Genomic DNA, 14,246 nt, shown 5'->3' with positions numbered 1-14,246 from the left:
TTTTTTTTACGCTTCCCGCTGACTGGCCTGGATTGCTGTCAGTGCAATGGTATACACAATATCGTCCACTAACGCACCACGGGAAAGGTCGTTAACGGGTTTGTTTAACCCCTGTAGCATGGGGCCAACGCTGACCACGCGGGCACTACGCTGTACGGCCTTATAGGTCGTATTGCCAGTGTTCAGGTCGGGGAAAACAAACACCGTTGCTCTACCAGCGACAGGTGAATCGGGGGCTTTCTGTTTGCCCACGCTCTCTATGGCGGCGGCATCGTATTGCAGAGGCCCATCAATCGCTAAGTGAGGGGCACGCTCTTTAGCAATGAGCGTGGCTTCACGCACTTTATCCACATCCGCGCCGGTGCCGGAGTCGCCGGTGGAGTAGCTGATCATGGCGACGCGTGGCTCAATACCAAATGCTTCAGCGGAATGGGCACTTTGCAGCGCGATTTCAGCCAGGGTCTCTGCGTCCGGGTCGGGGTTTACAGCGCAATCGCCATAGACGACGACCTGCTCTGGCAGCAGCATGAAGAAGATCGATGATACCTGACTGTATTCCGGCGCGGTCTTGATCAACTGAAAGGCCGGGCGAACCGTATTGGCTGTGGTATGCACCGCACCAGAGACGAGGCCATCCACCTCATCCAGTTGCAACATCATGGTACCCAGCACCACGTTATCCTGAAGCTGGGCTTCTGCAGTCAGCTCGTTAAGCTTGCCGCGGCGACGCTCTACCATGGGTTCAATATAGCTGGCTCGAGTGCTTTCCGGGTCTATGATGGTCAGGGTTTCCGGTAGCGTTAAGCCCCGGTTATGCGCCACGTTTTCGATATCATCGCGCTTACCAAGCAGGACGCAGTCGGCGATACCGCGGCGCTGGCAGATAATGGCTGCTTCTATGGTACGTGGCTCATCCCCTTCAGGTAGCACGATACGTTTCTTCGCCTGCTGGGCAAGTTTAACCAATTGGTGACGAAATGCAGAAGGCGACAGGCGGCGGGTATAGCCTCTGCTCAGCTTGGACTTCAGCCAATCCAAATCCAGGTGTGCTGCCACATAACGGGCTACCTGCTCAGCACGCTCGAAATCGTCCATCGGGATTTCACTGCTGAGCTGGCTCAGGTTCTGGGCTGTGGTCAAACTGTCAGATTCCACTGCCAGTACTGGCAGGCCGGTTTTCAGCGCCGGGCGACACATCTCGATCATGCTGTTATTGGGCAGGAAACCATTGGTGAGCAAGACGCCCGCCAGTTGGGTGCCGTTCATGGTCGCCAGGGCTGATGCCAGTACCACATCGTCCCGGTCACCCGAGGCGACTATCAGGCTGCCGGGGGTAAAGATATGCAGCGCGTTGGCTGCACTACGGGCGCAAAGGCTGGTAGATAGCACACGACGACTGGCCGCTTCACCTTCGTTAAGCACTTTTGCATTCAGGGCGCGGGCAACGTCCAGAGTACGCGGAGCACTCAGGGTTTTGCTGTAAGGCACAACACCAATCAGATGGAAGCTATCTGTTGCCAGAGAGGGTGAGTAACGGCGGAGTTCGTTAAGTACCGGCTCTTCCAACTGTGGCTTAATGGTGCCAGGCGCGGCAGAGAGATCATCTTCCTGCCCATACGGCAGGTTTCTCATGCGCATCAAAATACCGCCCAGCGTACGGCTGGAGCTCACGCCACCGAAACTACGGGCATGCATATCCAGCTCTTCGGCAAGGCGTTGGGGGTCGTTAAGGTCCCCCGTGCCTACCAGAATAATGCGCGCGTTCAAGGCATCGGCCAGTTGAGCATTGGTCTGGGTAGCATAAGTGGTGTGCTGGGTAGGTACAACGCCTTCTACCACCACAAGGTCCAAGGCACTGCCATCCCGATACGCCTGCTGGGTAACCTGGTCGTAAAGCTCAACCACGTTCTCCATGAGCTCATCGGTCTGGTCGTCGCGCAGCAGGCGCTCAAGTCGAGCCTGGGAAATCGGTGAAGGTGGACGCTGACTTAACGTGCGGGATACCAGGGCAGTAGAGCGATCCAGTCCTGGGCCGTTCAGCTCGTTTTGCATAAACGGCTTTAAAAAGCCCGCTTTTAAGCCAATGGTATCCAATGCCTGTATTAGTCCCAGGCAGGCGGATGTCAACCCTGCACCCACGCTAGTGGGTACCAGCAGTATGGCTTGGGGTTGCTCGGGTGAGCTATTCATTAATGGGTCTCCACGCAGTGGCGGGTTTCCATGGCAATACGGCCCTCTTCGTCGGTGGGGATGACCCACACCTCTGGCCCGCTGTGCCCTGTATGGTCCAGCTTGCCCTCTTTGCCACGTATAGTGGCCTCATTGGCTGCTTCATCCATGTTGAAGCCAAAGTGGGGCAGTAGGGCGATCACTTCACGTCGCACAATGGGAGAGTTCTCACCGATTCCGCCAGTGAAAATAACGCCATCGAGAGTGGGCAGGGCGCAGGAGAGCGCTGCCAGGGATTTCGCAATCCGATAGCAAAATACATCCAGTGCCAGCTTGGAACCCTTGTGCCCTGAAAGCGCTTGCTCCTCGACTTCGCGCATATCGTTCGTCAGGCCGGAAAGGCCCAATAACCCGCTTTGTTTGTTGAGCACATCGTCGATTTCATCCAGCGACCAACCAAGCTGGCGGTGCAGATGGGCGTGCAGACCGGGGTCCACGTCGCCGCTTCGGGTACCCATGACCAGACCTTCCAGCGGTGTTAGCCCCATGCTGGTATCCTGGCTTTGGTTATTCCAGATCGCACTGGTGGAACAGCCGTTGCCCAGGTGGGCGGTTAACCAGCCACCATTACCACGCTGGCTCAGCTCACCAGCACGCTTGCTTACATAGGCGTGGCTGGTGCCGTGAAAACCGTAACGACGAATGCGGTGTTCAGTGTAGAGGGCTTCTGGCAATGCGTAACGGTAGGCCCGTGGTGGTAATGTTTGATGGAAGGCGGTATCAAAAACGGCGACTTGGGGGAGACCAGGAAATACTTTCTGGGTAGCGGCAATGCCGGCTAAATGAGCTGGGTTGTGCAGGGGAGCGAGTGCCGCAATGGATTCAATGGTCGCGATAACGCTGTCATCGATAAGTGCCGCTTGTGTGAAATGCTCTCCACCATGCACGATACGGTGTCCAATGGCGGCGGGTACCCGATTTTCCAAACGCTTTAAGATGGCAATGAGGGCTTCGGCGTGGTCGGCATTGGGTAATGGCTGGGTAAAACTTTCGCCTGCGCTGTTTTTGCCTTTCAGGCGGGCATCTCGACTACCTAAGCGTTCCGCCAAGCCTGCTAAACGCGGTGCCTGAGGATCTGAATCAATCAAAGCGTACTTAATAGAAGAAGAACCACAGTTAATTACCAGCACCGGTGCGTTCATAACAGCCTTTTGAAGTAGTCAGCAGGAAAAGGGAGTGAACTTTAGTCTAGCATGCTGCCGCGCAGATAATCAGCGCTGAATTTAGTTAGCCTTCTATGAAAAATGTCGGCATTCTGTGCCCTATATTACCTATCGTGAGCCGTTTTGTTCCTATGCCTTCAATTTCTTCACCTACGCTATTGCCACGTCATCTGGCTATTTTGCTGATGATAACCGTCGCCACCATGTTTGCAGCTAACCATGTTGCTGCCCGTCTGGCGTTCGATAATGGTACTGGCTTATTACTGGCAGTACTGACCCGCTCGGGCGTTGCCTGCCTGATTTTACTGACACTGGTCATCGCCCAGAAAAAACGCTTTTGGCTGCCACCAGGCACGTGGCCGTGGCAATTGGCAGTGGGGCTGTTGATCGCCATTCAAAGCGTCAGTTTATATTCGGCAGTGGCACGGCTGCCGGTTGTTATTGCTCTGCTGCTAGTCAACACCTATCCCATTCAGTTGGCATTGTTAACGTGGGCGCTGGGTGGGCCAAGACCCTCTTTGCGTAGTTGCCTGATTATGGGGACGATTTTGATTGGGCTGCTGATAGTGCTCGATATTCCGAGCTGGCTAACCGACCTTGAAGCGCTGGGGCCAGGTTGGCTGGCCGGCATTGGGTATGGCTTGATTGCTGCCTTTGTGTTTGCCTGCGCGCTATGGGTGACGGAGCACCGTTTAGCGGCGGTTGGTAGCACGCTTCGCAGTCTGTTAACCATGCAAACGGTGCTTATTGTTATGGTCATTGGCGGTTTGCTGGGTGCTGTGCCTGGGGGGATGAATCTGCCAGAAAGTAATGTGGGCTGGGTGGGGCTGGCTCTGCTGGCACTGCTCTATGGTTCTGGGTTCTCAATACTGTTTATTTTTGTTCCCCGACTGGATATGGCACGTAATGCACCGGTGATGAATATCGAGCCCGTGGCGTCACTGGTAATAGGATATTTCGTTCTGGGACAAATGCTTAGTCCAATTCAGCTGCTCGGAGGGGCGGTAGTGGTTAGTGGGATCGTGGTACTGAGTTTGTCTAAAGTCAGATAAAAAATTTGCGTTATCTGCAAGGTTGAGCCACAATCCAAATACGTAAGGAAACACTGTTTTTTAACTGAGGCTTTACTTATGAAGATGACCGTATTATCACTCACCTCCGCAGCGCTTCTGGTTGGTGCGGGTGCTTTCGCGGCATCGGCTCAAGCGCAACAATCATTTCAGTACCCACAAGGATATGTGGGTGGTGACGCCATGTTCTGGAGCCTGGACCCTGACCGTGGCTCTTCCCGTGACGACGTAGGCCTGCGCCTGCGTGGTGGCGCACAGTTCAATGACTACTTCGCCGTTGAAGGGCACCTTGGTACCGGTGGTTCTGACGGCCCTGCCGAGCTCGACTACCTGGTTGGCGCATACGCCAAGGGTATCGCGCCCATCGCCCCGACATTCCGCCTCTATGGCCTGGTGGGTGTTACTGAGGTGGATTTCGATCTCGACCGTGAAAGTGGCGTGTCATACGGCGCTGGCGCAGAGATTGACGTGGCCGACAATCTCGCCATCGGCGCAGACTACATGCGCTACCTGGATAAGTCGGCGTACAACTTTGATGCCGCCAGTGTGGGGCTACGTTACCGCTTCTAAGCAAGTCGCTGCATTACATACATAATAGAGTAAGGGATCCCCCCACCGCTTCTTAAGCGGTGGGGTTTTTTTATGGTATTGCCGACCTTCCTGCCTCCTCGCAATTTTAATTTATAACCAGTGTTTTCTGAGGATCGGCATATTTTTACTCAGTTTGAGCTAAATGCTGCATCTGCGAAGGTGGTAGTGTCGAAACAAACAATAATGACTAAAAATGGCCAGCGAACAAATATACAACATACCATTTAAGAGGAAACTGCCATGAATAAAGTAAATAAACTTGCATTAGCTATCGGCCTTTGTACTGGCGTTGTGGCAACCGCCGGGGCTGCTGAAATGAACTGGCGCATGGCAACGCCCTGGAGTGGTGGGCCGTGGCTTGAGCGTGATGCGCAGATGTTTGCTGACCGAGTTAACGAACTCTCTGATGGTAAGATTGCGATTGAGGTCTACCCCGGAGGCACCCTGGGCAGTGCACTTCGTGTTACCAATACGGTGAAATCCGGCGTTGCTCAGATTAGCCATAATTACATCAATTACGACTATGGCACCGATCCAACCACTGCATTATTGGCGGGACACTCAAGTGGCTTAACGCCGGAAGAGTTTATGCTATGGATGTACGAAGGTGGCGGTGTTGAGCTTTATGAAGAGTATCGCCGTGATGTATTTGATGTCGTGGCGTTCCCTTGTGCGATTTTAGGCACAGAAATTTTCCTACACTCTAATAAGCGTGTTGAAACCTTGGAGGATTTTCAGGGGTTGCGCTTGCGTACTTCGGGTGCTTGGTCTGAGTTAGCTTCCCGGCTGGGTGCATCTACCGTGGTCATGGCGGGAAGCGATATCTACAGTGCCCTGGAGCGTGGGGTCATTGATGCGGCGGAGTGGGGCAGCCCTGAAATGAACCAGCCTACTGGGTTCCAGGAAGTCGCCCAGTACGTCATCTTGCCGGGGGTTCATCAGTCAGGTGGTTTTTTAGAGTGCCAGGTTAATGAAGCAACCTGGGATGCGTTAAGTGAAGATGAACAGGCAATGTTGCGTTTGGCCGGCAAAATGAGTGTTTTTGAAACGTGGCTGGCAAGCTCGTTTGCGGACTTGGCCGCTTATCAAGCCCTGGTCGATGGCCCCAATGAGATTGTTCATCTGGATCAGTCATTCATCGATACTATCTACGAAGAGACCGTCAAGTGGGAAGACGAATACGCTGCTGAAAACGAGTGGTTTGCTCGCGTTATTGAGTCCCAGCGCGATTTTAAAGACACCATGAGTGTGTGGCCTCAGTATCGTCTACCCATTGGCAGTATGGGCCGCTAACTGAGCACCAACGAAATGAAAGAGAGGTCTTGGACCTCTCTTTCGTACGTTTGAGCCTCTCTTTTACGGAATGTTTTTTGAGTATCCATCATGAAACTAATTCAAGCGATTGAGTCGCTGACCCGCTGGGCTGGCTGGGTCGGTGCCATATTGATTTTTCCTCTCGTTGGCGCGTTAGTCGTTGAGGTGTTTAGCCGTTATGTTGGCGGGCGCCCAACCTTATGGGCGTTTGAGATTAGCTATATGGTGATGGGCGCAATGTTCATGCTGGGTATGGCAAATGCACTGCGAGTTGGCCACCACGTCAGTGTGGATTTGGTATCAATGCAGTTAAGTGGCAAGGCTAACGCACTGCTGCGAATTATTGGCTATGTACTGTTTTTGCCCATTCTAGTGTGGTTGGTGTGGGAGCTTTTTCATTACGCACTGCAGGCATTTAATTCCAATGAGCGTTCAGGCCGTTCTGCATGGAACCCCATCGTCTGGCCGATTCTAACCATATGGTTTATCGGTTTTAGCTTGCTGGCTCTGCAAGTCGTTGCCGAGATGTTAAAAGCGGTAGCAATACTGCGTGGCGAACCGCTTTCTGAGGAGCGCACATCATGAGCAGCTACTTAGCGTTATTGATGTTTCCAGCTCTGATGCTGTTTATTTTTTCTGGTTTTCCCATCGCATTCTCGATGATTCTGGTGGCCACTGGCTTTGGGATTATTCAATTCGGTGATGTGGCGGCTTATCAATTGCTAACCAAAATTGAAGATACCGCCTCTAATTCTATTCTTGCCGCTGTACCGCTGTTTATCTTTATGGGAGCGATGCTTGAGCGATCCGGGATTGCCGAACGTTTATTCGAAGCTATCCATATGTGGACACGTCGCCTTCCTGGTGGGTTGGGGGTGGGGGCCATTATTATGGGCACACTATTTGCTGCCTCCAGTGGTGTGGTTGGCGCTACCGAGGCGGTTATTGGGATGCTGGCGATACCGGTAATGCTTAAGCATCACTACAACAAGAGCCTTATTTCAGGAACGATTTGTGCCAGTGGTTCGTTAGGCACTGCTATTCCGCCTTCCATTACGGTAGTGGTTTTAGGGCCGGTGGCTGGAGTCTCGGTGGGCTCGCTATTTAGTGGATTGCTGATACCGGGGTTCTTAATGGCGCTTATGTTCCTGGTTTACATTATCGGGGTCGCTTACCTGAAACCGGAAATGGCGCCGCGTGTGCAGGAGCAGGAGCCCGATATTGGCTGGGGCGAGAAGCTACGAATTACGCTCGTGGCACTGGTACCAACCATGCTGCTTATTTTTACCGTATTGGGCACCATCTTAATGGGCCTAGCCACGCCAACAGAAGCGGCGGCCTGTGGGGCGCTTGGCTCGGTATTGTTGGCACTGGCATATCGTAACCTAACACGGGATGTGCTGTGGCACGCAGCGATCAAAACCATGAACATCTCGGCAATGATTTTGCTGATTGTCATGGGGGGCAGTATGTTTGCGGGGGTCTTTTTTGCCTCTGGCGGAATGGCAACGGTGCAGTCGATGCTGATGGATACCGGCTTAAGCCCCTGGATGATTCTCGGCCTGATTCTGCTCATCGCCTTTATCGCCGGCTTCGTGCTGGACTTGATCTCAGTGGTTCTGATCATCATTCCCGTGGCGATGCCGATTGTCAGGATGCTAGGTTTCGATGAGGTGTGGTTCTGCGTGGCATTCCTCGTCGTGCTGCAAACGAGTTATTTAACGCCGCCACTTGCCCCAGCCATTTTCTATTTAAGAGCCATTACCCCACCGGAGATTACGCTCAAGCATATGTATTGGGGGGTCGTGCCATTTATCATCGCGCAGTTAGTGGTTTTGGCTCTGGTACTGGCTTTCCCCAGCCTTGCGTTATGGCTGCCTGATGTAATGGGTGGACCTTCCTGGCGTTAGTAGCCCCATGGATGTGCATTAATCTGGAAGCAGCGCGCTATACCGCTTTTCCTCCATGAATGGCATGCTGTCGCTAATGCTTCTTGTGATGGCATGTTTGCACATCATGCCAAATAGTGGGGCGCCGACATGATGAGTAGAAAGAAAGTGAGGCAACTTTTTTAACAGGGACTACCTTAAGAGATATGCCGTGCTGCTGGTGGTGTTAATGGCAACCAGGTACACGGCATTTCCCTACTAACGGATTAGAGGTGTTCGTCATGTCAAGCGGCAAAAAAGATAAAGTGAAAGGTACGGCTAACAAAGCAGCTGGTAAAGTGAAAGAAGCGGCTGGTAAAGCGACCGGAAGCACCAAAACTGAAGTCAAAGGTAAAGCCCAGCAAGCCAAGGGCGAACTGCAAAAAGGTAAAGGCGAAGCCAAGGAAAAACTGACAAAGTAATTATTCCAATCGCCAGTGTGTTGTAGAACCAACCGGAGCCAATGGCTCCGGTTGTTGCTTTTTAGCACCCTGTTTGATGTAGCTCACGACGCCGAGTAACCCACTCACGCTTAATGGATAAGTACTTAATGGATAAGTTTTGAAGATGAGTTCTGAAGGGTTAGTTCTGAAGGTTAGTTCTGAAGATTAGTGCCATGACTCCCCTCACTGAGGACGTGCCCCATGCCTACCATGATGAAAGCGGCGATTTTTGTTGAACCAGGCCGGATTGAGATCGACGACAAACCTATCCCCGAAATCGGCCCGACCGATGCGCTGATGCGCGTGACCACGACCACCATCTGCGGAACCGATGTACATATTCTAAAGGGGGAATACCCGGTAGAGCGCGGCTTGACCATCGGCCATGAGCCGGTGGGCGTTATCGAAAAACTGGGTGCCAATGTTAAGGGGTACCAAGAGGGGCAACGGGTCATCGCTGGTGCCATCTGTCCCAGTTTTACCTCCTACGCCTGCCAGGATGACTGCTGTTCACAGGATGGCGGCCACCACGGACACGGTTATAAACCGATGGGCGGCTGGCGCTTTGGCAATACCATTGATGGTGCCCAGGCGGAGTACCTCTTGGTACCTGATGCCCAAGCGAACCTTTCCCCTGTGCCCGATGGCCTCACCGATGAGCAGGTATTGATGTGCCCAGACATTATGTCGACGGGGTTTGCCGGTGCTGAAGCAGCAGGTATCAAGATAGGCGATACAGTGGTGGTATTTGCCCAAGGGCCGATTGGCCTATGTGCCACCGCAGGTGCGCGGTTGCGGGGAGCGGGAATGATCATTGCGGTCGATGGCGTTGATGAGCGCCTAGCCATGGCCAAGCAGATGGGTGCTGATGTGACGCTGGATTTCCGCAAGGTCGATGTGGTGGAAGAAGTGCTCAAACTTACCGGTGGGCGTGGTGTGGACGCCGCGATAGAAGCGCTTGGCCTACAGCAAACGTTTGAAGCTGCACTGCGGGTACTCAAGCCTGGCGGTACGCTATCCAGCCTTGGTGTGTACTCCGAGGACCTCACCATTCCGCTGGGTGCTTTCTGTGCGGGCCTGGGTGATCATAAAATCATCACCTCGTTATGCCCTGGCGGTAAAGAGCGCATGCGCAGGCTAATGAGCATCATTGCCGCCGGCCGGTTGGATCTTGGCCCCATGGTTACCCATCGCTACGCGCTGGAGGATATTGTCGAGGCCTACGACCTCTTCTCCCACCAGCGCGATGGCGTGCTAAAAGTGGCGCTTAGCGCTGCCTAAGCGCCTTGGGCAGCGGGCTATACCTCTTGATACAGCTCGCTGCCTTTGCGGCGAAACTTCTCTGCCTGTTCCTCCATACCACGTTTTACCGCTTCTGCGTCGTTTAGGCCATGCTCGTTGGCCCGGTCTTTGTAAGTGTCACGCACCTCCTGGCTGATCTTCATGGAGCAGAACTTCGGCCCGCACATGGAACAGAAGTGCGCCACCTTGGCGGAGTCTTTCGGCAGGGTTTCGTCGTGGTATTCCCGTGCGGTGTCCGGGTCTAATCCCAGGTTGAACTGGTCTTCCCAGCGGAATTCAAATCGCGCTTTGGAGAGGGCGTTATCCCGCCGCTGTGCTGCTGGGTGCCCCTTGGCCAAGTCGGCAGCGTGGGCGGCAATCTTGTAGGTGATAATGCCGGTTTTGACGTCGTCTTTATTCGGCAGGCCCAGGTGCTCTTTGGGGGTGACATAGCAGAGCATTGCGCAGCCGAACCAGCCAATCATCGCCGCACCAATACCCGAGGTAATATGATCGTAGCCGGGGGCGATATCCGTTACCAGCGGGCCAAGCGTATAGAAGGGCGCTTCGTCGCAGTACTCCAGCTGCTTATCCATGTTCTCTTTAACCAGGTGCATGGGCACATGGCCTGGGCCTTCAATCATTACCTGCACATCATGCTTCCAGGCAATTTTGGTCAGCTCGCCCAGGGTTTTAAGCTCGGCCATCTGCGCTTCATCGTTGGCATCCGCCACCGAGCCAGGGCGCAATCCATCGCCCAGGGAGAACGCCACATCGTACTGTTTGCAGATCTCGCAGATCTCTTCGAAATGGGTGTAGAGGAAGCTCTCCTGATGGTGATACAAGCACCACTTCGCCATAATGGAACCGCCACGGCTGACAATGCCGGTGACGCGGTTGGCGGTCAGCGGTACGTAGCGCAATAGCACGCCCGCGTGAATAGTGAAGTAATCCACGCCCTGTTCGGCCTGTTCGATCAAGGTATCGCGGAAAATCTCCCAGGTGAGATCTTCGGCCACGCCCTTCACCTTTTCCAGAGCCTGATAGATGGGCACCGTGCCAATGGGCACAGGCGAGTTACGAATAATCCATTCGCGGGTTTCGTGGATGTTTTGCCCGGTGGAGAGGTCCATGATGGTATCCGCGCCCCAACGGATTCCCCAGGTCATTTTATCGACCTCTTCTTCAATGGAAGAGGTGACCGCCGAGTTGCCCAGGTTGCCATTAATCTTGACCAGGAAGTTACGGCCAATAATCATCGGCTCGCTTTCCGGGTGGTTGATGTTATTGGGAATAATTGCCCTGCCTCTGGCAACCTCATCGCGCACAAACTCCGGGGTGATTTCTTCCGGTAAGCTGGCTCCAAAATTCTGACCAGGGTGCTGGTGGCCCAGAATACGCTCCACTTCCGCAGTGCCTAACGCCTGGCGGCGTTGGTTTTCCCGTAGGGCGATAAACTCCATTTCCGGCGTGATAATGCCCTGGCGGGCGTAGTATAACTGGGTGACGTTTTTGCCCGGTTTGGCACGGCGTGGAGTGCGGTTCAGGTCAAAGCGCAACTGGGCCAGGGTAGGGTCATTGGCGCGGCGCTGACCGTAGTGGGAGGTAGGGCCCGTCAGGAATTCGGTATCGTCCCGCTCCTCAATCCAGGCACGGCGTAGCTCGGGCAGCCCCTGGCGCAGGTCAATCCTGGCAGTGGGGTCGGTGTAGGGGCCGGAGGTGTCGTACACCAGCAGCGGCGGGTTCTCTTCATCAATACCCGTGGTTTTGGTGGGAGAGAGAGAGATTTCCCGAAATGGCACACGAATATCCGGGCGCGAGCCTTCGATATAAACTTTACGCGAGCCAGGCAATGCCTGAATAGCGGCATCATCCACCTGGGCAGTTTCGGCTAAAAAGTGGCTGGTTCTATTGGTAACGGTCTTGGTCATTAGGATCTCCTTGGGTTCTTGTTGTGCAAGCTTAGTTGGCCAGGGTCTCGTCTATCAGATCCAGGCCCATTTGCCAGAAGTCGATTTCCAGACGGGTGGCATCGCGAAAGGTTTTACTCAGTTCGGCAAAGCGGGCAGGGGTAACGTCTGCCAAACGGGCATTTAGCCATTCAATTTCTGACTGCATGGCCGCCTGGAACTCCTCGCTTTCGTACATGGCTATCCATGCGTCATAGGGGTTCTGCTCGCCGCGCAGGGTGGAAGGCTGGGCATTCAGCCAGTTAGCAATTTCACCGTAGCCCACCAGGCAAGGGGCCAGCGCCACGTGTAAATCGAGCAGATCACCGCGGTTGCCGGTATCCAATACATAGCGGGTGTAGGCAAGTGTTGCTCTGGCTTCTGGCAGCTCAGCAAGCTCTGCTTCTGAAATGCCCCACTCCTGGCAGAAGCCCACGTGCAGGCCCAACTCCACATCCACAATGGCTTTTAAGCCTTCATGAGCCTGACGAAGATCAGCAAGAGTAGGGCTTTTGTAGGCAGCCAGCGCATAGGCGCGGGCGAAGTGAATTAAAAACAGGTAATCCTGTTTCAAATAGTGGCGAAACGACGCTTCCGGCAGCGTAGCTGTGCCCAACTGACGCACGAAATCGTGCTCAATATAGGCGCGCCACTCTTCCTGGCAGGCGGTGGTGAGATCAGTAAAGCAGTAGCCCATGACTCCTCCGGAAGTAATGATCCGGAAGGCGAGCGATGGAGATCGAGGGAATGGCACAGAAGGGTGGCGTAAAACGAAGCCGTGGCCATCGCTTGATCCCTACGCCGGTACCCGCGCCGCACGTCATGAGAGCAGCAGCACATTAGCCGGATCAGGTTCAGCGGGACCAGCGCTTGGGAGCGAAAATTGCTACGCCCTGCGCCATCTCAGCCGGATTCACCGGCACCCCGTCAAGCTGTTAGTCACCGCAGTGTAGGAGGCGGGGGGGAGAGATGCAAGGGGGCTATTTTGATCGTGTGACAGCATTCCATAAACGGCAACGCACGCCTTAACCTAGTGGGCTTCTAACACCTGCAAAGCCATTACCCAGCACATGGGTATATATTTGGGTGGTTTCGATACTTTTGTGTCCCAACAACTCTTGAACCGTGCGAATGTCAGTGCCTTGGCTAAGCAGTTGAGTCGCGAAACTATGACGTAAAGAATGGCATGATCCCGGGCGCGTTAACGAAGAGGATCGCATGGCATGTTTAACCGCTTTTTGTACGGCAGAAGTATGAATATGGTGTAGTACCACCCGGTTGTCGGCATCAAAACAGGGTTTGGATGCAGGGAAAAGCCACTGCCACGCAAGCGAAGCACCAGCATTCGGGTATTTGCGATCTAGCGCATAGGGAAGAGATACCGGGGTGGCGTTGGTTGCAACACGCGAAGCCAGTTGCTGCGCTGCCAACTGAATGTGGGCATGTAATGCCGCTTCACAAGAGGGTGGCAAGAGTGTGGTGCGGTCTTTGTTACCTTTGCCAGAACGGACAGTGATAACGGATTGGGAAAAATCAATATCTTTAACTCGTAAACGGCAAGCTTCAGAGACTCGTAACCCTGAGCCGTACATGAGCGATGCAATCAAGTGCATCGATCCTGATAGATGTTCAAGAGTATCCATCACTTCTTGATGAGAAAGAACTACCGGCAAACGCTGAGGACGTTTGGCACGACTAAACATGCCTATGTCTGCCAGTGGTTGATCCAGAACGTGCCGATAAAGAAACACAATAGCATTGAGTGCCTGGTTCTGTGTGCTTGCAGCCACTCGCCTTTCAATCGCCAGGTACTCCAGAAACTGTCGCACTTCTGAGGCTGCCATAGTGGCAGGGTGCCGCATTCGATGGAAACGAATGAAAAAGCGTATCCAGTAGCAGTAGGTCTTCTCGGTACGGAGGCTGTAGCGCTTGACTCTGAGTGTAGCCCGAACCCTTTCCATCAGTTTCATGGTGGCCCTAATCATAGCTTGGTATGTGTTTTTATACAGTATTATTGAGAATGGAAAATCACGCAAGCACACGAATTTTGGATATACTGCCAAAATTGGCTTTGCCACTAGAAGAATCAATGGGGTAGAGTCATTCAAGATGGCTGTATAACCCCAATGAATGTGCCGTCACGTTTATTGCGGTTATGCAGCCGGGCGTATATACATTGTTATTTGCGCGATAGCGAGCGAGACCCACTATCAGCCTAGTACATGCAGCAGAAAATGCTGTATACCCAAACAGCATATTGAGGCTGGCTGATATGAGA

General features: G+C 53.6%; 12 protein-coding genes and 1 riboswitch. Of the genes, 7 read left to right on the top strand and 5 right to left on the bottom strand.

Annotated elements, in window-relative coordinates:
- Positions 1-6 precede the first annotated feature (6 nt).
- On the bottom strand, positions 7-2,190 hold the full coding sequence (gene pta, locus HP566_RS20105; protein ID WP_249979075.1) for a phosphate acetyltransferase: 2,184 nt from the start codon (positions 2,188-2,190) through the stop codon (positions 7-9).
- Positions 2,190-3,371, bottom strand: coding sequence for an acetate/propionate family kinase (locus HP566_RS20100; RefSeq protein WP_249979074.1), 1,182 nt, complete (start codon positions 3,369-3,371; stop codon positions 2,190-2,192). Before HP566_RS20100 ends, pta begins: the two co-directional genes overlap by 1 nt.
- Before the next feature lie 152 nt (positions 3,372-3,523).
- On the opposite strand from HP566_RS20100, the gene HP566_RS20095 reads away from it, so the two are divergent.
- The 7 genes from HP566_RS20095 (at position 3,524) to HP566_RS20065 (ending at position 10,019) form a co-directional block, all read left to right on the top strand.
- Positions 3,524-4,444: an EamA family transporter gene (locus tag HP566_RS20095; RefSeq protein ID WP_249979073.1), complete on the top strand. Its 921-nt coding sequence runs from the start codon at positions 3,524-3,526 to the stop codon at positions 4,442-4,444.
- Between the two features lie 78 nt (positions 4,445-4,522).
- Positions 4,523-5,032, top strand: a complete 510-nt coding sequence (locus tag HP566_RS20090; protein ID WP_249979072.1) for a porin family protein — start codon at positions 4,523-4,525, stop codon at positions 5,030-5,032.
- Between the two features lie 261 nt (positions 5,033-5,293).
- Positions 5,294-6,346 carry a C4-dicarboxylate ABC transporter substrate-binding protein gene (locus HP566_RS20085; protein WP_249979071.1) on the top strand — a complete coding sequence of 351 codons (1,053 nt, stop codon included), beginning with the start codon at positions 5,294-5,296 and terminating at the stop codon, positions 6,344-6,346.
- A 90-nt stretch (positions 6,347-6,436) separates the two neighbouring features.
- The gene (locus HP566_RS20080) at positions 6,437-6,952 is read left to right on the top strand and encodes a TRAP transporter small permease subunit (protein ID WP_249979070.1); all 516 of its coding nucleotides are present in this window, start codon (positions 6,437-6,439) and stop codon (positions 6,950-6,952) included.
- The gene (locus HP566_RS20075; RefSeq protein ID WP_249979069.1) at positions 6,949-8,277 is read left to right on the top strand and encodes a TRAP transporter large permease; all 1,329 of its coding nucleotides are present in this window, start codon (positions 6,949-6,951) and stop codon (positions 8,275-8,277) included. Before HP566_RS20080 ends, HP566_RS20075 begins: the two co-directional genes overlap by 4 nt.
- Positions 8,278-8,537: 260 nt before the next feature.
- The gene (locus HP566_RS20070) at positions 8,538-8,717 is read left to right on the top strand and encodes a CsbD family protein (protein ID WP_249979068.1); all 180 of its coding nucleotides are present in this window, start codon (positions 8,538-8,540) and stop codon (positions 8,715-8,717) included.
- 222 nt (positions 8,718-8,939) lie between these two features.
- On the top strand, positions 8,940-10,019 hold the full coding sequence (locus tag HP566_RS20065; RefSeq protein ID WP_249979067.1) for an NAD(P)-dependent alcohol dehydrogenase: 1,080 nt from the start codon (positions 8,940-8,942) through the stop codon (positions 10,017-10,019).
- 17 nt (positions 10,020-10,036) lie between these two features.
- Here the strand turns inward: HP566_RS20065 and thiC are convergent, their stop codons facing one another.
- The 3 genes from thiC to HP566_RS20050 form a co-directional block, all read right to left on the bottom strand.
- Positions 10,037-11,950, bottom strand: a complete 1,914-nt coding sequence (thiC, locus tag HP566_RS20060; RefSeq protein ID WP_249979066.1) for a phosphomethylpyrimidine synthase ThiC — start codon at positions 11,948-11,950, stop codon at positions 10,037-10,039.
- Between the two features lie 31 nt (positions 11,951-11,981).
- Positions 11,982-12,665, bottom strand: a complete 684-nt coding sequence (gene tenA, locus HP566_RS20055; RefSeq protein ID WP_249979065.1) for a thiaminase II — start codon at positions 12,663-12,665, stop codon at positions 11,982-11,984.
- Between the two features lie 79 nt (positions 12,666-12,744).
- A riboswitch (TPP riboswitch) is annotated at positions 12,745-12,905 on the bottom strand.
- An 88-nt stretch (positions 12,906-12,993) separates the two neighbouring features.
- The gene (locus tag HP566_RS20050; RefSeq protein WP_249979064.1) at positions 12,994-13,938 is read right to left on the bottom strand and encodes an integron integrase; all 945 of its coding nucleotides are present in this window, start codon (positions 13,936-13,938) and stop codon (positions 12,994-12,996) included.
- Positions 13,939-14,246 lie beyond the last annotated feature (308 nt).

The organism is Vreelandella olivaria (genome assembly GCF_023507745.1).
GTDB classification, from domain to species: Bacteria; Pseudomonadota; Gammaproteobacteria; order Pseudomonadales; family Halomonadaceae; genus Vreelandella; species Vreelandella olivaria_A.
The sequence above is the reverse complement of the archived record's forward strand: the minus strand, read 5'-3'. Positions and strand labels throughout refer to the sequence as shown.

Excerpts from the sequence above, each read along its gene's own strand:
- pta (WP_249979075.1), bottom strand. The coding sequence starts at position 2,190 with ATGAATAGCTCACCCGAGCAACCCCAAGCCATACTGCTGGTACCCACT.
- HP566_RS20100 (WP_249979074.1), bottom strand. The coding sequence starts at position 3,371 with ATGAACGCACCGGTGCTGGTAATTAACTGTGGTTCTTCTTCTATTAAG.
- HP566_RS20095 (WP_249979073.1), top strand. The coding sequence starts at position 3,524 with ATGCCTTCAATTTCTTCACCTACGCTATTGCCACGTCATCTGGCTATT.
- HP566_RS20090 (WP_249979072.1), top strand. The coding sequence starts at position 4,523 with ATGAAGATGACCGTATTATCACTCACCTCCGCAGCGCTTCTGGTTGGT.
- HP566_RS20085 (WP_249979071.1), top strand. The coding sequence starts at position 5,294 with ATGAATAAAGTAAATAAACTTGCATTAGCTATCGGCCTTTGTACTGGC.
- HP566_RS20080 (WP_249979070.1), top strand. The coding sequence starts at position 6,437 with ATGAAACTAATTCAAGCGATTGAGTCGCTGACCCGCTGGGCTGGCTGG.
- HP566_RS20075 (WP_249979069.1), top strand. The coding sequence starts at position 6,949 with ATGAGCAGCTACTTAGCGTTATTGATGTTTCCAGCTCTGATGCTGTTT.
- HP566_RS20070 (WP_249979068.1), top strand. The coding sequence starts at position 8,538 with ATGTCAAGCGGCAAAAAAGATAAAGTGAAAGGTACGGCTAACAAAGCA.
- HP566_RS20065 (WP_249979067.1), top strand. The coding sequence starts at position 8,940 with ATGCCTACCATGATGAAAGCGGCGATTTTTGTTGAACCAGGCCGGATT.
- thiC (WP_249979066.1), bottom strand. The coding sequence starts at position 11,950 with ATGACCAAGACCGTTACCAATAGAACCAGCCACTTTTTAGCCGAAACT.
- tenA (WP_249979065.1), bottom strand. The coding sequence starts at position 12,665 with ATGGGCTACTGCTTTACTGATCTCACCACCGCCTGCCAGGAAGAGTGG.
- HP566_RS20050 (WP_249979064.1), bottom strand. The coding sequence starts at position 13,938 with ATGAAACTGATGGAAAGGGTTCGGGCTACACTCAGAGTCAAGCGCTAC.